Source organism: Flavobacterium ammonificans, from assembly GCF_020886115.1.
Lineage (GTDB): Bacteria > Bacteroidota > Bacteroidia > Flavobacteriales > Flavobacteriaceae > Flavobacterium > Flavobacterium ammonificans.
On sequence record NZ_AP025185.1, the window covers coordinates 1,008,549 to 1,035,331 of the forward strand.

Genomic DNA, 26,783 nt, shown 5'->3' on the forward strand with positions numbered 1-26,783 from the left:
GATTATTTAAGTTCTAATATCAAAGCTGATTTAGCCTCGATAGTAATGTTGTTTTTAATATTAATACTTTGTCCCGAAATTACATCTTTTCCTGTTGAATAGTGTTGGGTATTTTCTTTAAAACGAGAAACGTTTACTTCTTGTTTTTCATCCGAATTGTTGATGATTACCATTACACTTTCAGCATCATTGTATCTAAAATAAGTGTAGACATTATTTTCAGGAACATAATGTGTGGTTTTTCCGTTATGAATTACCGATTTTCCTTTCCTCCAGTTGAATAATTTGGAAGTAAAATCGAAGTATTGTTGTTGTTCTTTAGTGCGACTTTCAGCAGAAAAAGCGTTTTTAGAATCGTCTTTCCAACCACCAGGAAAATCACGACGGATATCGCCATCACCCACATTTTTATCGCCTTTCATTCCAATTTCAGAACCATAATACAATTGTGGAATACCTCGAACAGTTGCCACCAAACTCATTGCCATCTGGTATTTTTTCAAATCCCCTTGGTAAATTTGGTTAAAACGGTTAGTGTCGTGATTTTCGGCAAAAACTAAGATATTGTTAGTATTTGGATACAAGAAATCATTGGTGAAATTTTCATAAACTTTAATTATTCCTTTGTCCCAACTGGCTTTGTCTTCATTAAAAACACCTCCGTTAATAGCATCGTGTAGCGTAAAATCCATCACCGAAGGCAGGTTAGAATTATAGCTTTGAATAGCACCAATTTTACTATCTTTCTGCCAATAGGCCATTTGAGCTTGGTCGTGCATCCAAACTTCTCCCACGATATTGAAATGCGGATATTCGTCTGTAATGGCTTTGGTCCAGGTTGCAATTCCTTTCTTATCGCAATACGAATAAGTGTCCACTCGGAAACCATCTAAATCAGCATATTCAATCCACCAAATGGCATTTTGAATTAAATAATTCAAAACTAAAGGATTGGTCTGGTTCAGATCGGGCATTGACTTGACAAACCACCCGTCCATACACATTTGAGCATCTGTTTTGGAAGCATTGGGATCAAATTGAGATGTCATTCGGTAATTGGTTGGCGCAAAACCAGGGAATTGGTGAATCCAATCATAAGTAGGTAAATCATTCATCATCCAATGTTTGTATCCCCAATGATTGGTCACATAATCCATAATGTTTTTCATACCGCGTTGGTGTAATTCGGCACTCAAACGAACATAATCTTCATTGGTTCCAAAACGGGAATCAATTTTGTATACATCGGATTGCCCGTAGGTATGATACGAACCTCTTTCATCATTGTCTTCGCAAAGTGGTGTAGGCCAAATAGCAGTAGCTCCGAGAGACTTAATGTAATCTAAGTTATTGATAATTCCTTCAATATCACCACCGTGACGACCGTCTTTATTAGCGCGATTGGCTTTTTCAATCGTTTCATTGGTACTGTCGTTATTCGGATTACCATTGGCAAAACGATCGGGCATGAGTAAATAAATCATATCCGAACTGTCAAATCCTTTGCGAAAGCGAGAATCTTTTCTTCTTGATTTTAAGCTGTATGACTTTGTAAAAACTACTTTTTTATTTTTTGAAAAAGAAAAAATAAGTTCTTGCGCCGCTATATTTTTGGTATCAATAGTTACAAAAAGATAGTTTGGGTTTTCAGTTTTTTGAATGTTTTTGATAACCACTCCATTGGAAACCGTTACCTCATTTTGAGCAATATTTTTCCCATAGAACATAATTTGCACTTCTGCTAGATTCATGTCGGTATACCAAAAAGGAGGTTCAACTCGGTCTATTTGAGCAAATGCAAATGTTGTAGTAAGCAGTAAAAAGAAGACTTTCTTCATAGCAATATTATTTTTTACCCAGGCAACCAACGGATTAAAATCCGTTGTTAAAAAATGAGTCGTTCCTACGGAACTTTGGGATATTTCCGAGAGCCGTAGGTTCGGCCTATATTCAAAGGCTGGATTTTAATCCAGTCTTGTTTGGTTATATGTTCACCAAACCATTAGCTTCAACAGCAACCTCTTTTCCATTCACCACAACAGTAATTGCAGTATTTCCTTCCAAAGCAATTTGAGTTGCTTTTTGGTTCACGGTTACTTTTACAATTTGGTTTCTGAAATTGATTTTAAACGAATATCCTTGCCATTCTTTCGGAATTTTTGGAGCAAAATGTAAGGTGTTGTCTTTAACACGCATACCGCCAAATCCTTCCACAATGCTCATCCAAGTACCCGCCATAGAAGTGATGTGACATCCTTCTTCCACTTCTTTGTTATAATCGTCTAAGTCCAAACGTGACGTTCTTAAATAGAAAGTATATGCCATATCCATTTTATCCAAAACAGCCGCTTGAATAGAGTGAACACAAGGCGAAAGTGAACTTTCGTGAACCGTAAATGACTCGTAAAACTCAAAGTTATTTTTCAATTGTTCTTTTGAGAAATGATCTTCAAAGAAATAGAAACATTGCAATACATCGGCTTGTTTGATGTATGGCGAACGTAAGATTCTGTCCCAAGACCATTTTTGGTTGATTGGGCGTTGGCTTCTATCCAAATCGGCTACGCGAACTAATTCTTTATCCAAGAAACCGTCTTGTTGTAAGTACACTCCCAATTCTTTGGATTCTGGAAAGTACATATTGTCGGCTACTTTTTTCCATTCTTGCAACTCAGCATTCGATAAATTTACTTTTTCAATAATGCGTTTGTGATCGGATGGGTATTCTAAAGATACTTTCTGAATTTGTTCAGCTGCATAATCAATACACCATTTAGCAATATAATTGGTGTAGAAGTTATTATTAACGTTGTTTTCGTATTCGTTAGGACCTGTAACCCCTAAAATCACATATTGATTTTGGTTAGTTGAGAAAGTAGCTCTTTGGTGCCAAAAACGAGCAATACCAATCAGAACTTCCAATCCTTTTTCAGGAATATAACTGTAATCTCCCGTAAAACGGTAATAGTTAAAGATAGCAAAGGCGATCGCGCCATTTCGGTGGATTTCTTCGAAGGTAATTTCCCATTCGTTGTGGCATTCTTCTCCGTTCATCGTAACCATTGGGTACAAAGCTGCGCCATTGGTAAAGCCTAATTTAGCTGCATTCTCAATCGCTTTGTCCAATTGATTGTAGCGATACGTCAATAAATTACGAGCTACTTCTTGATCTTTGGTTGCCATGTAAAAAGGAATACAATAAGCTTCGGTATCCCAATACGTTGAACCACCATATTTTTCTCCGGTAAATCCTTTTGGTCCAATATTCAAACGAGAATCTTTTCCTAAATAGGTTTGATTCAATTGGAAAATGTTGAAACGAATTCCTTGTTGCGCTTTCACATCGCCCTCGATGGTGATGTCTGACATTTCCCAAATTTTAGCCCAAGCTACTTTTTGTTCTTCTAAAAGAGCTTCGTATCCTTTGGCTAAAGCCAATTTTATTACATTTTCAGCGGCCGTTTGGGTGTTAGCATGATTCATTGAAACGGTGTAGCCACCAATTTTTTGAATAGCAGATGTTTGTCCTTTTGCAATTACAGTTTCGTAACTGTGTTGTATTTTTTCGTTGGTAGCATCAATAGCAACTGGCGAAATGTTTTCATTTTTTCCATTGGCCCAAATACTATTGTGCATGAAAGTAGTTGCTTTGAAATGCGTTTTGAACGTTTGTGCCGTTACAAAAGCTTCATTACTTCCTTTTTTAACTTCTAATGGTTCCCAAAATTTCTCTTCCCAATTCGCATCTTCATTGGTTACTCCAGCGTCGATATAAGGTTTGTAGACAATTTTAGCATCTTTATTCAAAGGAGAAATTTCGTAATTGATGATTCCCACTTCGTCTAAATCTATAGATAGAAAACGTTTTACATTGACTGCAATTTCAGTTCCATTTTGCAAAGTAGCTTCAAAAGAACGTTGGTACCAACCTTCTTTCATATTCAATTCACGACGGAAATCTCGAACTGAACTACAATTGTGTAAATCTAAATTTTCACCATTGATTTCGATATCAATTCCAATCCAATTGGGTGCGTTCAATACTTTGGCAAAATATTCTGGATAACCATTTTTCCACCAACCCACTTTGGTTTTGTCAGGGTAGTAGATTCCGGCAATATAACTTCCTTGGAAGGTTTCGCCAGAATAGCTTTCTTCAAAATTGGCACGTTGCCCCATGGCGCCGTTTCCAATACTAAAAAGACTTTCGGATGATTTTACTCTTTCTACATCAAATCCTTCTTCAATAATCGACCAGTTGTCTGGTTTAATATAATCTTGGTTCATAATAGTAGCCCCACCTAACCTCCCCAAAGGGGAGGAATACAACGCGGGAATTTTATTTGTTAAACATATTTTATTTACTCCCTAATTTCCCCCTTTGGGGGTTAGGGGGCTTATCAGTGAATTTAAAAAAGCTTCATCTATAAAAGTGAAGTCTTTAAAATTGTATTTGGCTTCGTTTAAAATGGTTGCATCTCCAATGCCAATACTAGTCATTGTCGCAATATTAGCTGCTTGAATTCCGGCAACTGAATCTTCAAAAACTATGGAATTTTCATTGGTAACGCCCAATTTTTGCGCTGCTTGAAGAAAAACTTCAGGGTCTGGTTTAGCGTTGCTTACGTCATTTCCATCAACAATCACATCGAAGTAAGATAGAATACCTGTTTTTTCTAAAATAGGTCGGGCATTTTTACTTGCCGAACCCAAAGCGATAGGTTGTTGGTTGGCTTTCAAGAATTCTAAAACCGACATTACGCCAGGAAGTATTTCGCTTTGATCCATATCTACTAGATAAGTCAAATACTCCTCGTTTTTTTGAACTAACCATTGGTCTTTTTGATCCTGAGAAGCTTCAACGTTTCCAAGACCTAAAATGATATCGAGTGAACGCACTCGGCTCACTCCCTTTAATAATTCGTTGTGTTCGTGTGTGAATTCGATACCCAATTCGTTTGCGATTTTTTTCCAAGCCAAATAATGGTATTTGGCCGTATCTACAATTACGCCGTCAAGGTCGAATATAAATGCTTTTTTTGTCATTATTTATTTTTTTACTACATCATCGACATCCTTAACTCTTGTAACTAAAAGTGCGGCAATAATAAAACTAACTCCGCTGGTTACAATAGCATAGATGGCGTTGTCTTGATACACATATTTTACAAGAGGACCTCCAATTAAGGCATTCACAATCTGTGGTAATACCACAAAAAAGTTAAAAATTCCCATATATACTCCCATTTTGAAAGGAGAAATCGAACCTGCAAGAATGGCAAATGGCATCGATAAAATACTTGCCCAAGCAATTCCTACGGCTACCATCGAAAGAATTAAGAAATCCTCATTAGGTGCAAAATAAATGGAGATTAGACCTATGCCGCCTATAATTAATGAGATGGCATGAGTTGATTTTCGTCCAATTTGTTTGGCGATGTAAGGCAAAGCAAAAGCATAGATGGCAGATACTAAGTTGTACACCCCAAATAATACACCAACCCAATCACCTGCGGTTTGATAGGCATCACTTGAATTGTCACTAATAGGTAAACCGTAAATGTGATGTGCAATGGCTGGAGTAGTAAAAACCCACATGCCAAATAGTCCAAACCAAGAGAAAAACTGAACAAAAGCCAGTTGTCTCATTGTGGATGGCATTAGTCTGAAATCATCAATTACATCAAAAAGGCTAGATTCTTTTTCTGAAGCTGGTTTTTCATCCGAAAATTGGGCTAACTCTTCCGGTGAATATTCTTTAGTACTGAAAATAGAAATCAATACGGATCCTACTAAGACGATTGCACCAATTATAAAGGATAAGATTAAATTATAAGGAACTCCGCCTTCTTCATTTTTATTGGAAACGCCAAACCAATTGGTTAAAACATAAGGAAGCCATGATCCAATAACTGCTCCAAAACCAATTAAGGCGGTTTGTACACTAAATCCCGCAGTTCTTTGGTCGGTTCTTAAATTATCACCTACTAATGCTCTGAAAGGTTCCATAGCTATATTAAATGAAGCATCCATAATCATTAACATTCCAGCGCCCACCCATAAAGCGGGAAGTACAGCAATGAAGATTTCGGCTTGTGGCATCAAGATTAAACCAATAGAAGCTAGAATCGCACCTGCAAAGAAAAATGGTTTTCTTCTTCCAAAACGGCCCCATGTTTTGTCACTATAATACCCAATTATAGGTTGTACAATTAACCCCATTAAAGGTGCAATTATCCAAAACCAAGAGAGTTCGTGCACATCGGCACCAAAGATTTGAAGAATTCGGCTAGCATTAGCATTTTGCAATGCAAAACCCATTTGGATGCCTAAAAATCCAAAACTCATTGTCCAGATTTCAGCGGTACTTAATTTACGCTTTTCCATAGTAATTTACTTTAAAAAATGGGTTTGTTTTATACTTAAAAACAGCCATTGAATCGTAAAAGTAAAAATATATTTGTAACTAAAAAGAGCCAAATTGAATTTTGGATAAATAATTTTAACTACAAGGTTGTAGTTGCGATAGAAGTAACATTTTTAATTTAAATTGTAGATTCCCGTTCAATTAAATGGGTAGCAATAACCTCTGTTCTATAATTTTCTTCCCCTTCTTCTTCCTCTTCAGATTCTAGTCTATTGATTAGAATTTTCGCAGCTTTTGCACCCATTTTTTTCCCTCTTTGAGAGACAGTAGTTATTGTTGGGGTAGAATATTTAGATATAATACCGTCTGTAAATGCTATTACTGCAATATCATTTGGAACATTCAATCCCATTTTAGTAGCTGTTTTAATTATGGTAACAGCAAAAAGTTCGTTTACAGCAAAAACAGCGTCTATTGCCTTATCCTTTAAAAATGTACTAATCGTAATTTCGCTATTTGCTATGTCCTCAATTTTGAGTATTAAATTTTCATCAAAGGCGATGTTGTTGTCAAGTAATGCTTTGGTGTAACCATCGGTTCGCAGTTTTCCAACGCTTACATAATCCATTGTGGTGACAAGAGCTATTTTTTTTCTTCCTTTATCGATTAGACTTTGTACTGCTTCATATGCGGCAGCTTTATCATTAATGATGACTTTGTCACACAAAACTTCATCTGTGACTCTATCAAACATTACAACAGGCATTCCTTGATTGATCACTTCGGTAATGTGATTAAAATCGCCCTTAAATTGGGTTTCTTTAGATAATGACATTATAAATCCGTCAATACTACCTTTAGCAAGCATTTCCATATTCAAAACCTCTTTGTCAAAAGACTCGTCAGACAAGCAAATAATAACATTGTAACCATTTTCATTGGCTACATGCTCAATGCCATTAATTACGGTTGAGAAAAAATGATGCACAATTTCAGGAATAATGATTCCTATAGTTTTGGTTTTTCTGTTTTTTAAACTTAAAGCAATATTATTAGGTGTATAATGGTGCAATTTAGCGTAAGCTTGAACTTTTTGACGGGTTTCTTCTCCAATTTCAGAGCTATTTCTGATCGATTTTGAAACGGTCGAAATGGAGACGTTGAGGTCTTTTGCAATCTGTTTTAGCGTTACTTTTCTCTTCATGATTTAAATAAACGGAAATAATAATTGCGTATAAAGGTAAATTTAATTTTCACAATTAAAATACTATTCAGAACAAACAAAAAAGCTACTCCATTCAAGGAGTAGCTTTTTTTAACTACAATTAACACCTAAACTAAAAACTAAATTTTTCCATCTTTAATTTCATCCACAATTTCTGGATTTAATAAAGTGGTGATGTCTCCAAAGTTTGAGAAGTCGCCTTCTGCAATTTTACGCAAGATTCTACGCATAATTTTTCCAGATCGTGTTTTTGGTAAACCCGAAACGAATTGAATCTTATCCAATTTGGCAATAGGTCCAATATGATCTGAAATATGTTGGTTAATCTCTTTGCTTAAGTTATCTCTATCACGGTTTTCTCCTGATTCTTTTAAGATGACAAATCCATATAGGGCATTTCCTTTGATGTCGTGTGGGAAACCTACAATAGCTGATTCAGCTACTGCTGGATGTTCATTGATAGCATCTTCAATAGGTGCAGTTCCTAAATTGTGTCCAGAAACAATCACTACGTCATCGACACGACCTGTGATTCTATAGTAACCCACTTCGTCACGCAAAGCTCCGTCGCCAGTAAAATATTTCCCTGGGAAAGCACTAAAATAGGTTTCTTTGTAGCGTTGATGATCTCCCCAAATGGTTCTTGCGATACTCGGCCAAGGGTATTTAATACATAAACTTCCGGTTACTTGATTGCCTTCAATTTCGTTGCGTTTTTCATCCATTAATACCGGTTGAATTCCTGGTAATGGAAGCGAAGCGTAGGTTGGTTTTGTAGGCGTCACAAAAGCCAAAGGCGAAATCATAATTCCTCCTGTTTCTGTTTGCCACCACGTATCTACAACTGGACATCTTTTTCCGCCTACGTGGTCGTTGTACCAATGCCAAGCCTCTTCATTGATTGGCTCACCAACAGATCCAATGACTTTTAACGATTGTAAAGGATATTTTTGAACGTATTCTACGCTTTCTTTAGCCAATGCACGAATAGCTGTTGGGGCAGTATAGAATTGAGTGACTTGGTGTTTTTCAATTACTTCCCAGAAACGACTGAAGTCTGGATACGAAGGAACTCCTTCAAAAATAACAGTAGTAGCTCCATTTAATAAAGGTCCGTAAAGAATATACGAGTGACCTGTAATCCAACCAATATCTGCGGTACACCAGAAAACATCATTTTCTTCGTAGCTAAATACATTTTTGAAAGTATAAGCAGTATACACCATATAACCTGCTGTAGTGTGAACCATTCCTTTTGGTTTTCCTGTAGAACCTGAAGTGTAAAGAATAAACAAAGGATCTTCAGCATCCATAATTTCAGCAACGTTAGTATTCATTGCATCGTCTAAAAGTGGTTGCAACCATTGGTCACGTCCTTCTTTCATATTCACGTTGGTGTTGGTTCTTTTGGCAACCAAAACCGTTTCAACGCAAGGACATTTTTCTAAGGCTTCGTCCACAATGCCTTTTAAGTCAATCGCTTTGTTCCCGCGGTAACTTCCGTCAGAAGTGATGACCATTTTACATTCGCAATCATTGATTCTTGAAGCCACTGCCGAAGCAGAGAATCCTGCAAAAACGACCGAGTGAATCGCTCCAATTCTAGCACAAGCCAATAATGAAATGGCAAGTTCTGGAATCATTGGCAAATAAATACAGACGCGATCTCCTTTTTTGACGCCTTGCTCACGCAAAACATTAGCCATTTTTGAGACTCGTTCGTACAATTCGTTATACGAAATGTGTTGCGCTGCCTCTGAAGGATCATTCGGTTCAAAAATAATGGCTGTTTTTTCTCCTCTTTTGGCAAGGTGTCTGTCAATACAGTTCTTTGTAATATTTACTTTGGCATTGGTAAACCATTTAATTTCGGCTTCAGCCATATTAAAATCAATTACATTGTCCCATTCTTGGTACCAAGTGAAATTTTCAGAGGCAATTCGGTCCCAGAATTTTTTAGGTTCACGAATCGATTTTTTGTAGTGTTTGAAGTATTCTTCTAAATTTTCAATTTTATAATAACTCATGGTATTCTATTTTATATGTTCTAATTCTGTTTGTTTTATTTGCTGTAACTTCCAATTTTGTATTTTTTCAATACCTCGATAATTTCGCCTACAATGGCTTCGTCATCAATAGTGGACGGAATTTGGAAATCTTCACCGTCAGTTATGCTTCGCATTAATTTACGAAGAATTTTACCCGAACGGGTTTTTGGTAAACGATTTACAATAACTACATTTCGCAATGAAGCAACGGCACCAATTTGTTGGCGTACTAGTTTTACAATTTCTTGTTCCAATTGGAAATGCTCCATGTCATCTCCGTGCTTTATGACTACCAAAGCCAATGGTGTTTGCCCTTTTAGTTCATCGTGAATTCCAATAACGGCACATTCTGCTACAGACGAATGTGAAGCTACAATTTCTTCCATTTCGGCAGTAGAAAGACGGTGACCCGCTACGTTGATTACGTCATCCACACGACCGGTAATAAAAATATAATCATCGTCATCCTTGAATCCGCCATCACCTGAGAAATAGTAACCTGGAAATTTTTCTAAATAACCTGCTTTGAATCTTAGGTTGTCTTTCCATAAATCCAATAAGGTTCCTGGAGGCAAAGGCAATTTGATAACTACATATCCTTCTTCGTTGGGTCCTACTTCTGTACCGTTTTCACTAAAAATTCGGATGTCAAATCCTGGAACTGCTTTTCCAACAGATCCCGGTTTGATTGGTAAATATTCAATCCCCATCATATTAGCTACAATTGGCCAACCTGTTTCTGTTTGCCACCAATGGTCAATAGCTGGAACCGGAATGTGTTCTTGGTACCATTCTAAAGTAGCTACATCACAACGTTCACCCGCTAAAAACTGAATTTTTAGCGAACTTAAATCGTGTTTTTTGATGAATTCTCCGTTTGGATCTTCTTTTTTGATAGCACGAATTGCTGTTGGAGCTGTAAACATAACGCTTACTTTATGCTCTTCAATCATTCTCCAAAACGTACTTGCATCGGGAGTTTTGATTGGTTTTCCTTCAAAAATAATAGTTGTATTTCTATTGATTAGTGGGCCATAAACAATATAGCTATGTCCTACAACCCAACCCACATCAGATGCTGCCCAAAATACTTCACCTTCTTTGGCATTATACACATTTTGCATTGAATATTTTAGAGCCGTTGCATAACCACCTGAATCACGAACGATTCCTTTTGGTTTCCCAGTAGTCCCAGATGTGTATAAAACATACAAAGGATGTGTGGAGTTCAACGGAACACAATCGGCTTCTTCAGATCCGTATACCAATGCGTCATAATCCACATCGTATTTTTTAAATGGCACTTTTGCCCCTAATTTTCGGTTCAGAATAATTACTTTTTTAGGTTTGTGTTCGGCCAATTGAATAGCTTCATCAACTAACGGTTTGTAAGCAATCAATCGGTCAATTTCAATTCCTGAAGAGGCAGTGATTATTGCTCTTGGTTTGCAATCGTCAATTCGAATAGCCAATTCGTGAGGAGCAAATCCTCCAAAAACAACTGAATGTGTCACTCCAATTCGCGCACATGCCAACATGGCAAATGCGGCTTGCGGAATCATAGGCATATAAATTACGGCTGTATCTCCTTTTTTTAATCCCAAAGATTGCATTCCTCCAGCAAGTTTAGCCACTTCAGTTTTTACTTCTAAAAAAGTATATTTTTTTATGGTTTGAGTAACAGGTGAATCATAAATTATAGCCACTTGATCACCAAAACCCTCTTCAATATGTTTGTCTAATGCTAAATAGCATACGTTTAATTCTCCGTCTTTGTACCAAAGCGGATAACCATTCTCATCAGAAGATAAAATGCTTTCAGGTTGTGTAAACCAATCAATACTTCCGGCTTGTTTTTTCCAAAACGCTTCCGGATTTTCGGTGCTTGCTGCGTAGGTATCTTTATAATTCATTGTAACTTTTTTATATAAATTGGGGCTAGTTTTCTAATAATTCGTGTACTTGTTCAACTAATTTTTTTGCTGAAAATGGCTTGACGACATACAAATTAGCGCCTAACATCATCCCTTTTTCAATATCACTTTCTTTGTTTTTTGCCGAAAGGAAGATGACTTTACAATGGGCTAATCGATCGTCTTTTTTGATTTCTTCTATGGTGGCATATCCGTCAACCATTGGCATCATTACGTCCAAAATGATTACATCTGGAAGTTGTTTTTCTAAAATTTCCAGCGCCTCTTTTCCATCGCGCGCAATAAATACTTCAAAATTGTTCTTTTTGAAGGTGTATTCTAAAGCCATTACGATATTCGGTTCGTCGTCTACGATTAGTATCTTTTTCATCCTCTTAGTTGTTTTCTGTTGTGTTGTAGTTGGGTAGTGTGAAGACAAAAGTGGCTCCTTCTTTTACGTTATTTTCGGCCCAGATGGCGCCTTTATGATGTTCAATTATTTGTTTGCAAATGGCCAATCCTAATCCGCTACCAATTGGTTTTTTGACATTTTGGTTTCTAGATTGATAAAATTTGTCGAAGATGGCTTCAAAATCTTCTTTTTTGATTCCTTTGCCGTTGTTATGAATCGTTACAGCAACATTGGATTCGTTTTCGGTAATTTGAATGTGAATTAAACCATCTGTTTCAGCTGAAAATTTAATTGCATTCGACAATAAGTTATGAATCACTTGAATGATGCGTTCTTCGTCATAAAAAGCTCGAATTTCTTGGCCAGCATCTTCAAATACCACCTGTATTTTTTTATTTGCAATTAGTTGCTTAACCGATTCTAAGGTTTTTTCAACTGTTGAAACAATGTTATTTTTAGAGAGATAAATCTTTTGTTTGCCTGTTTCAAATTTTTCTAAATCTAAGATTTTATCAATCAAACGATTCAAACGATCGGATTCTGAAATGATATTTTGCAAAAATTGTTTGCGCACTTCAAACGGCACATCTTCGTCATCATGTAAAATTTCACTAGCGGCTCTAATAGCTGTTATTGGTGTACGTAATTCATGAGTAACGGTATCTAAAAATTCATCTTTTTGAATGTCTTTCTTAACAAGTTCTTCATTGGCCACTTTTAATTGCTCGGATATTTTTTGCAATTCATTGGAAGTATCGGTCAATTTTTTATTGATGATGATGTTTTCTTTGGACTCTTCTAAGATTCGCAACACCTCTGGCAGACTTATTTCGTCTTCTTTCACCACACTTGCTATTAAAATTTTGGCGGAAGCCGTACCAATATGTCCCGTTAATAAATTCTCTGCAAATTTTATAAAACGTGGGTCTGCTGTGGTAACATTTTTGTCAATGTTGTACTTTAAATTAAATATGGATAAGGCTCGTTTGGTTCTTTCTTCACCAAGAAAACGCTGCAAAACCTTTTCAATATCAGAGACATAGGCTGTTCCTTTCCATACAAAAGCATCTTCGTGATTGGTGATGTACTTGTCAATATCAACAAACATTTCGGCATAATTTCGTTCTCTGTAATTTCCTTTAAAACTAACAGAAATCGAAGCAAACCCAATTATATTAAAAAATAAACTCCAAAATAAAGCATGTGGGATAGGGTCTAAATAATCCAATCCAAAAAGTTGTAAGGGTTGTAATAAATCAAATCCCCAAGGGCCTTCTTTTATGAATTGGCTAGTAGAATTAGATATCCCTAAAGCATAAGGAATTAATAAAGTATAACAACAAATAATGAAGCCAAGAATAATTCCGGTTATTGCCCCTTTATTGGATCCTCTTCTCCAAAAAAGAGCGCCGAAAAAAGCAGGGGCTAGTTGCGCTATAATTACAAAAGAAACAAGTCCAATGGAAACAAGGGAGTAATCTAAAATGAAAATTTTGTAAATCGCATAGGACAAAATAATCAATAAAAAGATACCTATTTTCCTGCTTCGTAAAATTCTTGTATTGTTTTTATCTTGTGACTTGTTTCTCAGCCTGCCAACAAAACCATACGGAATTAATAAGTTATTACTAAGCATGGTTGCCAATGCAATAGACGAAACAATAATCATCGAAATGGCGGCAGAAAACCCTCCTAAAAATACTAGAACGGTTAGTGTGTTGTTATTGAAAAATTGTGGAATCAATAAGGAATAAGTATCCGAATTTAATCCTTTGCCTTCAAATAAAATATTTCCTCCCCAAGCAATTGGGAAAACAAAAATATTGAATAGCAACAGGTAGAGTGGGAACAACCACATGGCGGTTTTTAAATGAGTTTCTTTGTTATTCTCTACAATTGCGGTATGAAATTGTCTTGGTAAAAGAAAAATGGCAAACATAGAGAGTATGCAAAGAAAAAACCAGTTGATGGCGCCAGTCAAACCTCCAATAGAATTTTTCTCGGCAAATTTTTCTAGTCCTGAAGCTTGTGTATAAATGTCATCAAATCCGTCAAATACAAAGTAGGTGACATAGATTCCAATGATCAAAAAGAATACTAATTTCAATACCGACTCTAAGGCTACCGCAGTTACAATACCTCGTCTTTTCTCTGATGCATCTACATAACGGGTTCCGTAATAAGACGCAAATAAAGCGAGTGCGATACACGCATAGGTAGAGGTGTCGTAAAAAATGTTTGAACTAGATTCCGTTTTAGTAACGATATGAAAAGTGTCCGAGATGGACTTGAGTTGCAAAGCAATGTAAGGTACAATACCAAAGATACAAACGATGGTAACTAAAGCACCTAAAAATCTGTCATTACCATAACGTAATGAAATAAAATCAGCAATACTTGATATTTTATTCACTCTTGAAATGCGAATTATTTTTTTTAAAATAATCATCCAAGTAGGAATAATAATGATAGGTCCTAAGTAAATAGGTAAGTAATTTAAACCAGAATTGGCTGCAACGCCAATACTTCCGTAATAGGTCCAAGCTGTACAATATACGGCAAGGGACAGCGAATAGATATAAGGATTGTTTGTCCAACGAGAATGTCCTCTTTTTTCTGCCCAATAGGCAATATAAAAAAGGATTAGCATATACAATACTAAAATTAACAAAAGGGCTACACTACTCATAATATCTTTTAATAATTAAGTAGGTTATGCCTATAGAAAATAACCATATAGAAAACACGTAAATATACACAATAGGAAAGCCTAAAAAAGGTTCAGAACTATCAAACAATAACAATAATGGCATGTTCAAAGCTAAGAGTAATAGCATTGAAAGGATTACCAATTTTTGTTCATGTCTTTTTTTCATATTGTATACTACTAGGTATTCAGTAAAGTTATTGGTCTAGTATATTTTATTTTCAGTAGTATTTCATAAAATATACAAACGCTGCCATAAATGACAGCGATTGCATAATTTTAAATAGAAATTACTAATTATTTATCACTGTATTCTCCTGTCAATGAGTAATAACCAAAGATTCCTAAACCTCCAATAATAATTGGAGCAAGAACAAAGGTATAAATAATGGCAGGAATCATATCTTCTGGTTTTCCAGATTCAAATTTTGGTAAAGCTTGGTTTATGATTAGATAATATCCAGCCAACTGAGATAAATCTATCCAAACAATCCCTAATATTTTTTTTATTGCGTTCATAATATTTTTTTTAAAGTTAAAACTTATTTGATTTCTTATGCCTTGTGAGCTTTACTTTTTCCGTCTATATATATTGCTCCAATTACAAAACAGATACCACCAATTAAGATTGGATACCAAAGACCTTCTAAATAAGGTTCGGCTACTGCAATGGCTGAACCAGTTTCGGCTGCAATTTCATTCTTTTTTGTAGCTGCCGCTACCAATGATGTTGCCACTGCTGGAAGCAAACCTCCAAAGATTCCATTTCCAATATGGTACGGTAATGACATTGAAGTGTAACGAATTTTTGCTGGGAACAATTCAACTAAGAATGCTGCTGTTGGTCCGTACACAATAGTTACAAAGAAAATTTGAATAAATACTAACCAAATCAAAGTCCATTTGTCTGATTCATTCACTACCATAGTTTTCTTAACTTCTACTTTAGGTTTTCCATCGTCACCAATTTTAGCTACTCCATTTTCTAAAGTTACGGTTTTAACTTCTTTCCAAGTTGCACCATCAGTATACTCTTTAGTTGTCGTGTACACAGAGTCTAATGCTTTTGCTTTATTCTCTTTCGTTTCAGCTACTACAACTGTTTTAGCCTCAATTTCAGTTTTGTTTTTGATACTAGCAGTTTCATACATTGCACTGTAAATTGGTCTGTATGCGATCACTGCAATTAAAATACCTGCAAGCATTAACCATTTTCTACCGATTTTATCAGACAACCATCCAAAGAATACGAAGAATGGAGTTGCCATTAAAATAGCATACATCATGATATCACCTACTTGGTCAGTTAAGCCCATTACTTTTTCTATAAAACTCATAGCATAGAATTGTCCTGTATACCAAACTACACCTTGACCCATAACTAATCCAAATAAAGCTAGCAACACAAACTTAAAGTTCAATTTATTACCAAAGCTTTCTTTCAATGGATTTTTAGAAGTTTTACCTTCTGCTTTTACTTTTGCAAATTCAGGAGATTCGCTCATGTTTTTACGAATCAAGTAAGAAACTAAAATCATAAGGATTGAAACCCAAAACGGAACTCTCCATCCCCAATCTTCAAATGCCTCTTTACTCATGGCGCTTTTAGTAGCCATAATAACAAGTAATGATACAAATAATCCAATTGTAGCAGTAGTTTGAATCCATGAAGTCCAATAACCTCTTTGTCCCGGACCAGCGTGTTCAGCTACATAAGTTGCTGCACCACCGTATTCCCCACCAAGAGCTAAACCTTGAAGTAAACGTAAAATTAATACTAAAGTTGGCGCTAAGAAACCAATCGTTTCATAACTTGGAATACATCCAATTAAAAAAGTGGCTCCTCCCATTAATAAAAGAGTAACCATGAACGTATATTTACGTCCAATCAAATCGCCTAAACGACCAAAGAACAATGCTCCAAAAGGGCGCACAACAAAACCTGCAGCAAAAGTTGCCAATGTAGATAGGAAGGCAGCAGTTGGATTGTCTGAAGGGAAAAATTTAGTTGAAATTATAGTAGCTAAACTACCAAAGATGTAAAAATCATACCATTCGATCATGGTACCTACTGAAGACGCTCCAATAACTGTCCATAAGGAGCTTTTTTTGTTTTCATTCATAATGTAATTGTTTTTGGGTTGATTGTTAATAATTTTTTAAAAACTGTAAACTGCTGAAACAGTCGCTCTAAAATTTGCTACTTTGTTTTCTATTCCAGAAATAGAAAGGTCTTTTTGAGTGTTTCCATGTGTAGCAGCTGTATATTCGATTTCAGGAGTAAGTCTAAATTTGTTCTGTTTGAAATCAATTCGAGCTGATGCTCTTACTATATCCTTAACTCCTCTTGTGCTATTAATCCCTCTGCCATAAATACCAAGAGCTGATGTGTTCGTCGATGTACCATCTTGGTTAGTGAATCCAAAGAAAAAACCAGGTGCTGTTGTTGCACTATTGCTTGCAATATCCAACCAAAATGAGTTAGTTCGAATTCCTTCATAGGTAACCGGATTAGTTCCATTTGCATAGCTTGCATAGCCGCCAAGCATAACTAAATGATGTAAATTTTCTCCAGATATTCCATATGCTTTAATATGAAATTTTTCTGCATTGTATTTAAAATAAGCCAGAACTGAAGTTGAATTTAGAGTCTCGTTAGATTTAACACCATTACTCTCAATTAATGGTTTGTTTGGGTAAAGCTCAGCTCCTAAACCAGCAATTACCGATTTGTTTCTGAATTCTATTTTTCCATGCATCGCTGGAATAACGCTATTGTAAACAGGAGAGTTTTGCTTTCCATCAATTGGGAAAGCTCCAAATTCTCTGTCTTTATAAGCAATGAACGAAAATTTAAACTGATTGCTTAATTTTTGATCTAATCTAAATTGAGTTGCCCATCCAAAAGGATTGAAAGGAATACCCGTAGAGAAGTTAGCCACCCCCGGGAATACCTCAGGTATAAATTGAGGGTACCAAGTTTGACCAAATGTTAATGATGTTTTTTCCCAGTCTAATTTAGCGTATGCATGACGTAATCTAAAAAGGGCAATAGATTGTTCTGTATTTCCAAAGAAATCGCCTTCTAAAACACCAGAAGCTTTTGCCCCCCATACATCTGGGCCAGACGCTTTAACTCCAAGTCGAGACACTACGGAAAGAAAATTAGAAGCACCGCTCGCATTGATATCTGCTCCTTTTGAATCAATTTTTTTATCAAGTGGCCAAAGATTAAGATGGAATTCTCTTACTTGTGCAGATTGTCTCGTGTCTATACTATAGTCTACTCGAGCAAAACCGTACAGCTCTGTTTTAAATGGTTTTGGAGGGGTTTTCTCTTGCGAAAAAACAAAAGCTGTACATAATAGTGCAGCAATAAAAAGTGTTTTTTTCATAGTAATAATTGGTTAAATAATAAAATGGTTAGTTTTCACAGTGCCAAATTCAATTATTTTTCCATTAAAAAAAATTACTATATATTTTTTTGTAAACTACTATAGTTAGTCTTTAAAACGTTCCCATTTTATTAGCATAAATTTATCTCCAAGTTCAGTAATTATCATTCCGGCACCGGAGAGTAAATCTTTATTTTTTAAATATTCTACAAGTTCTAAATGATTAAAGATCTTGTAAGTAGGGTGGTAGTTAGTATGGGTTGGCTTTTTGATATTGAAGCTTTTTACCCAATTACTAATGGTAACGTGAGAAACGCCTATAATGCGTTCGATTTCTCGATAACTAAGACCTTCTAAGTAGAGTTGCAGAGCTTTAGTGACATAATAATCATCTATCTTTTTTCCTATTTTATTAACAGTAAAGAAATAGTTGCATTTTTTACAAGCATACCTTTGTTTATGGTTAATTATGCCACTTTTAACAATATGATCGTTTTGGCATTTTGGACAGGCAAGAATTTCCATATATATAAATTTTGCATAAATATAGTAAATTAGCAAATATACAAATCATAAATCAATAAAAAAACATCTAAAAAATTAGAGAGACTTTATTTTTAATAGAAAAACAGTAAACTTTTAATAGTAAAATGGGTGATTATTAAAAAAGGTAAATTTCACTTTGAGTAATAACCTGATATTTTTAATTGAAGAAGTCGCAGTTGTTTAATAAGTTTAAAAAACAAAAAACCCACTCGTTAGAGTGGGTTTTGTGGTACCTCCAGTCCCGACGCTTCGGGAGAACCAGGGACACATGTGTTTTTATTTTTTCGATAAAATATCTTTAAGTATTTCAGGGTTTTGAATAATTTTTTCAATAAAAATTTTACTTTTCATTTTTTTAATGAAACCTTCAAGAAAGAGCGCTTCGTTTCGGTCAATACATTCAAAATTTAAAGCTAATGTCCAGTCATTGGCAATTTTAGAATAAGCATTAGCATATTTATGTTGGTTGTGTTTGAGAATTCTCTCTTTAACATCATGAGTTTCGCCTACATAATATTTTGTGCTTGTTTTTGAATGTAGTATGTATAGGAAATGGGACATGGTTTGGGAGTTTAAAAAACAAAAAACCCACTCGTTAGAGTGGGTTTTGTGGTACCTCCAGTACCATATTTATTAAATGTCTTTAATTTTTAATATCCATTAATAAATCTGTTAAACCTTTGTTTTATTAAGTTTTATATCTTAATATGTTTTAATTGATCAATTTAAATTTAAATTAATACAATTTTATAAGCACCCTATCAAGCACCCTAATATTATTTTTTTGTATCTTTGTATAAAGATGTATAAAATGAAAACAACTATTGATAATTTTAATGGGGTAGTTAGATTTGCTTTTAAAGATCCAGTATATATGCTTGAAGCATCTAAGAAAAAGGAAAGTTTGATTTTTCTCCATTTTTCGTATGGGGCACGTTTTAAGTACTCAACTGGTTATAAGTCATGTTTTGAAAATTGGGATTTTGATAAACAAAAGATCAAAGAGACAAAATCGAATATTATTAATGCAAGAGAGGTAAATGAATTTTTGAGTAATATTGAAAACGCTATTAAAAAAGAGTACTCTAGACTTATTGCTGAAAATATCATCGTCACTAATGAAGTTTTAAAACAATTTTTGGACAACTTTTTAAACAAAAATGTTAAAAGTGAAAAGATTGCCCCAATTACTTTTTTTGATTTTGCCGATGCTTATCTTGAGTTAAAGAAGAAAGGTATTACTAAAATCACATATACATCTTATAATCAAACTTTAAAGAAAGTAAAGGCTTTTTCGGAGTCAAACAATATAAAAGTTGATTTTAATAGTTTTGATAAATCGTTTGCATTGAGCTTTATAACATATTTAGAGGAGCTTGATTTTGCTCTGAATACAATTACAAAACATTTAAAAAATTTAAAGACATTTCTTATAGAAGCCAATAGAAAGAAGTTTATAGATAATGTTGATTTTAACTTGTCTGATTTTAATTTGAAAGCCGAAGAAACAACAGCTATTTATTTAACAGATAATGAATTGGAATTGATGCTAAATAAAGATCTTTCTAAATATCCTGAACTTGAATTGGCAAGAGATATTTTTTTAATTGGATGTTACACAGGTCAAAGAATTAGTGATTATAATGGATTGACTAAGGAATCTATAAAGCGAATTAATGGGGTTGATTATTTCAAAATTAAACAGAAAAAAACAAAAGCCGAGGTACAGTGTCCAATTACAAAGGAGATTCGAGAGATAATGGATGAGAGGCATGTTGGGAATCCTCCTAAAAAAATGTTTGAGCAATTGTTGAATCGTTGTATAAAGGAGGTAGGACAGGCTATTGAATTGAATGAGCCTATTGAGTTTTCAATCACAAGAGGAGGTGTAGAAGTAAAAGATTTTATTCCCAAGTATAAATTAATACACTCGCATACTGCTAGAAGAAGTTTCTGTACAAATATGTATAAAAAGAAAATGCCGGTGTTTGATATAATGCATTTTTCGGGACATAAAACCGAGAGAGAATTTTATAAGTACATTAGAATTCAAGGAGAAGAAAGGGCTTCTCATATTGTAGGTCAAGGTTTTTTTAATGTTTAATAAGATAATTGAAATGGAAAAATTTGAAATTGATTTTTTTCAACTGAAAGCAAGATTTAATAGATTGGTTAAACAACAATTTATCGAAGGGTATGTATATTCTTTTTTTGACTATTACGATGAAAAAACTAAAGAGTATGACAATCTTTTGAAAAAGGAAATAACGGTTCTAAATGGTTCTTACATATCCTTTTCTTCTCAGAGAGATTCGAGTTTGTATGACGTAAATAATAATGTAATTACGTTACACCATAAGGAAGTTTTACTTATAAATAACTCATATTTTGTTGATAAAACCAATTCGTTATATCAAGGTTTGCTTTTAGATTTAGAAACATTTTATTATGCCAACTATCTTAATAATCAATTTTCAATTATCGATAAACTAAAATATTTTAGAGATTATATGAATACCAACTTTTCTAGTTATTCGGATGGTAAAATTTCAAATTTAGATTTATTAAATATTGCTAACTTCAAAGATTATATCCAAAGTGAAAACATAAAAATAACTTCGAGTATTGATCAAAAACTTGAATATCTGAGTAGGTTGACTGAGAGGGTTCCGAATTTTAATGTCCCGGCGTGGAAAAAAGTGGCTGTAATGTTTGCAAATGGAGATATTAGAGTTATTTCTGAAAAGAGGAGTAACCCAAGGTTTTTTTTTAAAGATTTAGAGTTTACAAATATTAACAAAATGTCTCATCACATAGAAGATGTTTTATGTTTAAAAAAAGATTCACTTAGACCTTATATTTCTGAAACAATAGGAGAAAATTCAAATAAGAATATTTTTGAGCCTAGAAATATAGAAACATTACAGAATATTAAATTTGATTTACTTGCAGATAATAAGGAGGTTTCTTCTTATTATGAATTACGTTTACAACAACTTTCTGAACGAAATAATTAATCTCGTACTTTTCTCGTACAGGTACAAAAATACGTACCTAAAAAAAAATCGGACCTTTGCAAAAGAAATTTGATCGATCAATTTCTACAATCTTTTTAATGCATTAAAACAGATTTTTTACCCATCATACAAATCAGATTTGTATATCAGAAAAACAAAGTAATTTTTCGGAGGTGGGGTTATTAATTATTAATTTTAAAAAAAAGTAGGAGTATGGAAAACCATATCAATTTAGTCAATGTGCCTATAGAGGTCATGGCTAGTACTATCCGTGAGATAGTTTCATCAGAGTTACAAAAAGTTAAAAATTTATTTACCGAAGCTCCTAAGGATGTTTTGGTACCGACATTAAACAGAAAACAAGTATGTATACTTTTAGGAGTATGTGAAGGTACTTTGTACAACTGGAACAAAAATAAGATTTTAGTAAACTTCAAAGCTGGAAGAAGAGTTCTTTATAGAGAATCAGATGTTTTAGCCATTCTTAACCCTCTTAAAGAAGTATCCTAATGGTAGATAATATAAAAATTTTCGCATCTGATAAACAGAGGCTAGAAAATCACATTGTAAACAATGGAGTGATTCAGCTAGTTAGTCCATTTGATATTGCGACAGGCGAGATAATGGAGTACCCCAAAAGAGGTAAAGATTCTAATCTAGATATCAGTTTGACTAAACAATCCTCATACATAAAAGGCAGTCTTCACAAATATCATAATATTAGAAATGATAAAGGCGACCAAAATTATGATGATTTTAGTTACCCTGATATTGAGAACGAGATTAACAGTTTATTAATTAAGTACGAATTAGGGGATTCAAATTATCTGACAAATCTTGAATTTGGACTAAATATAGCTGTGGGCAAAGACCCCCAGTTAATCATTGACAAGAATATTTTGATGAATAATTGCAAAGCTCCCAATAAAGACTTAAAGTTCTCCGGCAGGGGGGATTATAAAGAGTTTCATACTGATAGTCACTGGATAAAGACTTATAATAAGTCTAAACCCTTTAAATTGGATAATTTTATATTGCGATTGGAACTTAAAATTATTAAGAAAGTATATTTAAATAAACTTGGAGTATTTAAACTTGAAGATTTAACCGATAGAAACACCCTTAGAAGGCTGTATTTTGATTTTAAGCGAAATATAGAGGGGCTTGTGATAGTAGATGAGTTTGAGGGTAAAACTATCCCTCTCCAGCACTTAAATAGACTTAACGAGTATATGAACCCTAACTATTGGATAAGGTTGAAATCAAGTAAAACTAGTAACCAAATTTATAAGTTAAAGAAAGATTTCAAATTACTTTTAGAGAAGTACCAGCTTTTAGAAACAAAGAAAGAAATTCTACTTAAAATGGAAATTAAATTCTTGGAATTGTTATTAGCAAGTGGTTCTAAAAAAGTTGCCTAGAGAGAAAATACCTGTAATATATTTATTGGCATTCTCTTTATTAAAAAAAAACAGCTCTATTGACGGGGCTGTTTTTTTTGTTTCAAACTTACCTAAAAAAGACCGCCAAAAACAATGTTGCTCCTCAATCAAAATTTAGATTAAGTTTAAAAAGCAAAATACTTCACCGCTACACTAAAGCACCTAAATTTACATTCTAAGGCATCAAAATCAAAAATACTTAACATCTTATATTAAAGAGGAAACACTTGATATTATGACTGATTTCAATTTTTCACTATCTCAAATTTTTATAAGTAAAATAGCTACTAAAGACTTTGCTTAACAAATAAAAAATAGGATTCCATAAACATAATCTCATCTTACTCATACTTACTAACTATTATTATTGATACTATGATATAATTTTTTACTTAAATTTTCATTTTATATCAAATTATGAGATAATAAGTACTATATTGTAACGAAATTCCCCACAAAAATGAATCGTATAAAAGAGGTGCTTAATCAGAAGAATATCAAACAAGTATGGCTTGCGGATAAACTTGGTAAGTCATACAATATGGTAAATGGTTATGTGACAAATAAAAGACAGCCTTCAATAGAGGTGCTTTTTAGAATTGCTAATCTTTTAGAAGTGCAAGCAAAAGAATTATTAAGTGATAATAAATTGAATTAAATAAATGAAAAACGTTAAAGAATCAGCAAATTTTATTTGGTCAATTGCAGACCTACTTCGAGGTGACTATAAGCAAAGTGACTATGGGAAGATTATTTTACCGTTAACAGTAATTAGACGATTGGATTGCGTGCTAGAAAGCACCAAAGTGGATGTACTTAAAAAGTATGACCAGCTGAAAACAACCAACTTTGAGAACCTTGACCCGATTTTAAACAAAACGGCTGGATTCAAGTTCCATAATAAAAGCCAATTCGACTTTGAGAAGCTAATAGCTGACCCAAATAACATAGCATCAAATCTTAGAAACTATCTCAACGGATTCTCAGAAGATGCAAGAGAAATCATTGAACAATTTGAGTTCGAAAACCAAATCAATAAAATGGATGATGCCAACTTGTTGTTTATGGTGGTGAAGCGTTTCCAAGAAATCGACTTGCATCCAGACCGTATTTCAAGTATGGAGATGGGTTATATGTTTGAAGAACTGATTAGAAAATTCGCTGAGATTTCGAACGAAACTGCTGGGGAGCACTTTACACCTAGAGAGGTAATCAAATTGATGGTGAACATTTTGTTCTTGAATGACCGTGATATTCTAACCAAAAAAGGTATTACCAAAACGATATACGATTCTTGTGCGGGAACAGGTGGTATGCTTTCTGTAGCAGAAGAGTACTTACACGAATTGAATCCAGATGCACGTTTGGAGGTGTTTGGTCAAGAACTGAATCCAGAATCGTATGCTATTTGTAAGTCGGATTTATTGATTAAAGGTCAAAACGCATCCAACATCAAAAAAGGCAACAGTATATCTGAAGACCAATTATCCAACGAGAAATTTGATTATCTGATTACTAATCCACCGTTCGGTGTGAAATGGGAAAAGTTTGGAAAGAAAGTTAAAGAGGAACACGAACAGCTGGGACATGGTGGACGATTTGGAGCTGGATTACCATCGGTTGGTGATGGTTCGTTCTTGTTCTTGATGCACTTGATGAGCAAGATGAAACCAGAAGGTTCTCGATTGGCTATTGTATTCAATGGCTCACCGCTTTTCTCTGGTTCTCCAAGCAAAACCAAGAACGAGAGCAGTATTCGCCAGTGGATAATCGAAAACGACTTCCTAGAGGCTGTAATTGCGTTGCCGAATCAGTTGTTTTATAACACAGGGATATCAACGTATATCTGGGTAATATCCAATCACAAACCCAATAACAGAAAAGGTAAAGTTCAGTTGATAAACGGTGTTGATTTCTTCAAGAAAATGAGCAAATCGTTGGGTGATAAACGAAACGAGTTATCCGATGACCACATTGCTCAAATTACAAAAATATATGGTGAATTTAAAGAAGGAGACTACTCAAAAGTATTCGACAACAAAGCTTTTGGTTATGCTAAAGTTACGGTAGAGCGACCAGAACGAAATGCTGAAGGTCAAGTTGTGACCGATAAAAAAGGCAATGCAAAACCAGATTCATCTTTGCGTGATACGGAAAACATTCCGTTGCTAATGGATGTACAGGAATACATGGAAAAAGAAGTGTTACCACATGTGCCAGATGCGTGGATTGACCATAGTAAAACCAATGTAGGATACGAAGTGAACTTTACTAAATATTTCTATCAGTACAAGCCTTTACGTTCGTTGGACGACATAAGAAAGGACATAATGGCTATTGAGCAAGAAACAGACGGATTATTAAAAGAAGTTATCGGATAGACTATGAAAAAGTACGATAGCTATAAAGATTCGGGTGTTGAATGGATTGGAAATATACCAAGTAACTGGGAAGCTAAAAGGATTAAGCTTTTTAGTCCTGTAAAAAGAGGTGCTTCGCCCCGTCCAATTGATGACCCAAAATATTTTGATGAAAATGGAGAATATGCATGGGTAAGAATAGCTGATGTAACAGCAAGTGACCGTTATTTATTAAATACAACACAACGATTATCTGAATTAGGAGCATCATTAAGTGTGAAAAGACATGAAGGAGATTTCTTTTTAAGCATAGCTGGGAGTGTAGGTAAACCAATGATTACAAAGATAAAATGTTGTATTCATGATGGTTTTGTATATTTTCCAAGTCTATCTATTAACCCAGAATTTCTGTATTACATTTTTCAAACTGGACTACCTTATTTAGGACTTGGCAAACTTGGAACACAGTTAAATTTAAACACAGAAACTGTTGGAAATATTTTTATTCCTATTCCAACAGATGACGAAATTGAGGTTATTACAAAATACCTCGACAACAAAACAACTCAAATTGACCACCTAATTGCAAAGAAAGGGCAGTTTATTCAATTGTTAGAAGAAGAACGTGTTGCGGTAATCAACCAAGCAGTGACTAAAGGTCTTGACCCGAATGTTTCGATGAAGGATTCTGGGATTGAAATGTTGGGCGAGATTCCAGAGCATTGGGAAATAGCAAAAATTAAACGTTTAAGTACATTAATTTCTAAAGGAACAACGCCATCAACAGTTGGAAAAGAAGTAAGTGATAATGGTGAAATTCGGTATTTAAAGTCAGAAAACATAGTAGATAATCAACTTCTTAAAACACCAGAATTTTATATTGATAATGAAACAAACCAGATATTAAAAAGGTCTATGTTGGAATTAAACGATGTTCTAATAGTTATTGCTGGTGCTTCGATAGGTAAAGTGGCAATTTTAACAGATGATTTTTGTCCTTCCAATACAAACCAAGCAGTATCATTTATTAGACTTAAAAATCCAAATTCCTCTTGTTTTGTGTGGTATTGGTTACAAAGTTCTTACATTAAAGAAAGAATTTCACTAGATGCAACTCAATCTGCTCAACCAAATCTATCAATGGAAAGTATTGGTAACTTTTACATTCCAAAAATTAGTATTGAAGAAGAACAAGATATAATAACATTTTTAACGCAAAAGACTAAAGATATTGATGTAATTATATCAAAGACCAAACATGAAATTGAGTTATTAAAAGAATACAAAATGGCATTAATCAGTGAGGTAGTTACTGGTAAGGTGGATGTTAGAAACGAAAAATTGAACTGAT

At 34.3% G+C, this 26,783-nt stretch carries 21 protein-coding genes; 7 read left to right on the forward strand and 14 right to left on the reverse strand.

Annotated features, from left to right (window positions below; genetic code table 11):
- Positions 1-2: 2 nt before the first annotated feature.
- The 14 genes from LPC20_RS04275 to LPC20_RS04345 all read right to left on the reverse strand — a co-directional run bounded on the left by LPC20_RS04275 (position 3) and on the right by LPC20_RS04345 (position 19,174).
- Entirely contained in the window at positions 3-1,838 is a 1,836-nt protein-coding gene (locus LPC20_RS04275; protein ID WP_229326798.1) for a glycoside hydrolase family 13 protein, read from the reverse strand.
- A gap of 145 nt (positions 1,839-1,983) precedes the next feature.
- A complete protein-coding gene (locus LPC20_RS04280; RefSeq protein ID WP_229326800.1) occupies positions 1,984-4,287 on the reverse strand; it encodes a glycoside hydrolase family 65 protein in 2,304 nt (767 codons plus the stop codon).
- A gap of 81 nt (positions 4,288-4,368) precedes the next feature.
- Complete coding sequence (gene pgmB, locus LPC20_RS04285; RefSeq protein WP_229326802.1) at positions 4,369-5,046, reverse strand: beta-phosphoglucomutase; 678 nt, start codon at positions 5,044-5,046, stop codon at positions 4,369-4,371.
- A gap of 3 nt (positions 5,047-5,049) precedes the next feature.
- Positions 5,050-6,387, reverse strand: coding sequence for an MFS transporter (locus LPC20_RS04290; protein ID WP_229326804.1), 1,338 nt, complete (start codon positions 6,385-6,387; stop codon positions 5,050-5,052).
- Between the two features lie 158 nt (positions 6,388-6,545).
- Positions 6,546-7,571: a LacI family DNA-binding transcriptional regulator gene (locus LPC20_RS04295; RefSeq protein ID WP_229326806.1), complete on the reverse strand. Its 1,026-nt coding sequence runs from the start codon at positions 7,569-7,571 to the stop codon at positions 6,546-6,548.
- A gap of 140 nt (positions 7,572-7,711) precedes the next feature.
- Positions 7,712-9,619 carry an acetate--CoA ligase gene (gene acs, locus LPC20_RS04300; RefSeq protein ID WP_229326808.1) on the reverse strand — a complete coding sequence of 636 codons (1,908 nt, stop codon included), beginning with the start codon at positions 9,617-9,619 and terminating at the stop codon, positions 7,712-7,714.
- A gap of 35 nt (positions 9,620-9,654) precedes the next feature.
- On the reverse strand, positions 9,655-11,553 hold the full coding sequence (locus tag LPC20_RS04305) for an acetate--CoA ligase (RefSeq protein ID WP_229326810.1): 1,899 nt from the start codon (positions 11,551-11,553) through the stop codon (positions 9,655-9,657).
- Between the two features lie 25 nt (positions 11,554-11,578).
- Complete coding sequence (locus tag LPC20_RS04310; protein WP_229326811.1) at positions 11,579-11,944, reverse strand: response regulator transcription factor; 366 nt, start codon at positions 11,942-11,944, stop codon at positions 11,579-11,581.
- A 4-nt stretch (positions 11,945-11,948) separates the two neighbouring features.
- The gene (locus LPC20_RS04315) at positions 11,949-14,654 is read right to left on the reverse strand and encodes an ATP-binding protein (protein ID WP_229326813.1); all 2,706 of its coding nucleotides are present in this window, start codon (positions 14,652-14,654) and stop codon (positions 11,949-11,951) included.
- A 315-nt stretch (positions 14,655-14,969) separates the two neighbouring features.
- Complete coding sequence (locus LPC20_RS04325) at positions 14,970-15,191, reverse strand: DUF6814 family protein (protein ID WP_229326817.1); 222 nt, start codon at positions 15,189-15,191, stop codon at positions 14,970-14,972.
- Positions 15,192-15,226: 35 nt separating this feature from the next.
- A complete protein-coding gene (locus LPC20_RS04330) occupies positions 15,227-16,795 on the reverse strand; it encodes an MFS transporter (protein ID WP_229326819.1) in 1,569 nt (522 codons plus the stop codon).
- A 36-nt stretch (positions 16,796-16,831) separates the two neighbouring features.
- Positions 16,832-18,067, reverse strand: a complete 1,236-nt coding sequence (locus LPC20_RS04335; protein WP_229326821.1) for a hypothetical protein — start codon at positions 18,065-18,067, stop codon at positions 16,832-16,834.
- 105 nt (positions 18,068-18,172) lie between these two features.
- The gene (locus tag LPC20_RS04340) at positions 18,173-18,592 is read right to left on the reverse strand and encodes an IS1/IS1595 family N-terminal zinc-binding domain-containing protein (protein WP_229326823.1); all 420 of its coding nucleotides are present in this window, start codon (positions 18,590-18,592) and stop codon (positions 18,173-18,175) included.
- 297 nt (positions 18,593-18,889) lie between these two features.
- On the reverse strand, positions 18,890-19,174 hold the full coding sequence (locus LPC20_RS04345; protein ID WP_229326825.1) for a GIY-YIG nuclease family protein: 285 nt from the start codon (positions 19,172-19,174) through the stop codon (positions 18,890-18,892).
- Positions 19,175-19,424: 250 nt separating this feature from the next.
- Between LPC20_RS04345 and LPC20_RS04350 the strand changes: the two genes are divergently transcribed.
- From LPC20_RS04350 to LPC20_RS04380, 7 genes are all read left to right on the forward strand, one after another.
- On the forward strand, positions 19,425-20,717 hold the full coding sequence (locus LPC20_RS04350) for a site-specific integrase (RefSeq protein ID WP_229326827.1): 1,293 nt from the start codon (positions 19,425-19,427) through the stop codon (positions 20,715-20,717).
- Between the two features lie 13 nt (positions 20,718-20,730).
- Positions 20,731-21,630, forward strand: a complete 900-nt coding sequence (locus tag LPC20_RS04355; protein WP_229326829.1) for a hypothetical protein — start codon at positions 20,731-20,733, stop codon at positions 21,628-21,630.
- A 213-nt stretch (positions 21,631-21,843) separates the two neighbouring features.
- Positions 21,844-22,140: a helix-turn-helix domain-containing protein gene (locus tag LPC20_RS04360; RefSeq protein ID WP_229326831.1), complete on the forward strand. Its 297-nt coding sequence runs from the start codon at positions 21,844-21,846 to the stop codon at positions 22,138-22,140.
- Complete coding sequence (locus LPC20_RS04365; protein WP_229326833.1) at positions 22,140-23,051, forward strand: hypothetical protein; 912 nt, start codon at positions 22,140-22,142, stop codon at positions 23,049-23,051. The genes LPC20_RS04360 and LPC20_RS04365 overlap by 1 nt, the downstream gene beginning before the upstream one ends.
- Positions 23,052-23,532: 481 nt before the next feature.
- Positions 23,533-23,730, forward strand: coding sequence for a helix-turn-helix domain-containing protein (locus tag LPC20_RS04370; protein ID WP_229326835.1), 198 nt, complete (start codon positions 23,533-23,535; stop codon positions 23,728-23,730).
- A gap of 4 nt (positions 23,731-23,734) precedes the next feature.
- Complete coding sequence (locus LPC20_RS04375) at positions 23,735-25,453, forward strand: type I restriction-modification system subunit M (protein WP_229326837.1); 1,719 nt, start codon at positions 23,735-23,737, stop codon at positions 25,451-25,453.
- Between the two features lie 3 nt (positions 25,454-25,456).
- Complete coding sequence (locus LPC20_RS04380; protein WP_229326839.1) at positions 25,457-26,782, forward strand: restriction endonuclease subunit S; 1,326 nt, start codon at positions 25,457-25,459, stop codon at positions 26,780-26,782.
- Position 26,783: the final 1 nt, after the last annotated feature.

Excerpts from the sequence above, each read along its gene's own strand:
- LPC20_RS04275 (WP_229326798.1), bottom strand. The coding sequence starts at position 1,838 with ATGAAGAAAGTCTTCTTTTTACTGCTTACTACAACATTTGCATTTGCT.
- LPC20_RS04280 (WP_229326800.1), bottom strand. The coding sequence starts at position 4,287 with ATGAACCAAGATTATATTAAACCAGACAACTGGTCGATTATTGAAGAA.
- pgmB (WP_229326802.1), bottom strand. The coding sequence starts at position 5,046 with ATGACAAAAAAAGCATTTATATTCGACCTTGACGGCGTAATTGTAGAT.
- LPC20_RS04290 (WP_229326804.1), bottom strand. The coding sequence starts at position 6,387 with ATGGAAAAGCGTAAATTAAGTACCGCTGAAATCTGGACAATGAGTTTT.
- LPC20_RS04295 (WP_229326806.1), bottom strand. The coding sequence starts at position 7,571 with ATGAAGAGAAAAGTAACGCTAAAACAGATTGCAAAAGACCTCAACGTC.
- acs (WP_229326808.1), bottom strand. The coding sequence starts at position 9,619 with ATGAGTTATTATAAAATTGAAAATTTAGAAGAATACTTCAAACACTAC.
- LPC20_RS04305 (WP_229326810.1), bottom strand. The coding sequence starts at position 11,553 with ATGAATTATAAAGATACCTACGCAGCAAGCACCGAAAATCCGGAAGCG.
- LPC20_RS04310 (WP_229326811.1), bottom strand. The coding sequence starts at position 11,944 with ATGAAAAAGATACTAATCGTAGACGACGAACCGAATATCGTAATGGCT.
- LPC20_RS04315 (WP_229326813.1), bottom strand. The coding sequence starts at position 14,654 with ATGAGTAGTGTAGCCCTTTTGTTAATTTTAGTATTGTATATGCTAATC.
- LPC20_RS04325 (WP_229326817.1), bottom strand. The coding sequence starts at position 15,191 with ATGAACGCAATAAAAAAAATATTAGGGATTGTTTGGATAGATTTATCT.
- LPC20_RS04330 (WP_229326819.1), bottom strand. The coding sequence starts at position 16,795 with ATGAATGAAAACAAAAAAAGCTCCTTATGGACAGTTATTGGAGCGTCT.
- LPC20_RS04335 (WP_229326821.1), bottom strand. The coding sequence starts at position 18,067 with ATGAAAAAAACACTTTTTATTGCTGCACTATTATGTACAGCTTTTGTT.
- LPC20_RS04340 (WP_229326823.1), bottom strand. The coding sequence starts at position 18,592 with ATGGAAATTCTTGCCTGTCCAAAATGCCAAAACGATCATATTGTTAAA.
- LPC20_RS04345 (WP_229326825.1), bottom strand. The coding sequence starts at position 19,174 with ATGTCCCATTTCCTATACATACTACATTCAAAAACAAGCACAAAATAT.
- LPC20_RS04350 (WP_229326827.1), top strand. The coding sequence starts at position 19,425 with ATGAAAACAACTATTGATAATTTTAATGGGGTAGTTAGATTTGCTTTT.
- LPC20_RS04355 (WP_229326829.1), top strand. The coding sequence starts at position 20,731 with ATGGAAAAATTTGAAATTGATTTTTTTCAACTGAAAGCAAGATTTAAT.
- LPC20_RS04360 (WP_229326831.1), top strand. The coding sequence starts at position 21,844 with ATGGAAAACCATATCAATTTAGTCAATGTGCCTATAGAGGTCATGGCT.
- LPC20_RS04365 (WP_229326833.1), top strand. The coding sequence starts at position 22,140 with ATGGTAGATAATATAAAAATTTTCGCATCTGATAAACAGAGGCTAGAA.
- LPC20_RS04370 (WP_229326835.1), top strand. The coding sequence starts at position 23,533 with ATGAATCGTATAAAAGAGGTGCTTAATCAGAAGAATATCAAACAAGTA.
- LPC20_RS04375 (WP_229326837.1), top strand. The coding sequence starts at position 23,735 with ATGAAAAACGTTAAAGAATCAGCAAATTTTATTTGGTCAATTGCAGAC.
- LPC20_RS04380 (WP_229326839.1), top strand. The coding sequence starts at position 25,457 with ATGAAAAAGTACGATAGCTATAAAGATTCGGGTGTTGAATGGATTGGA.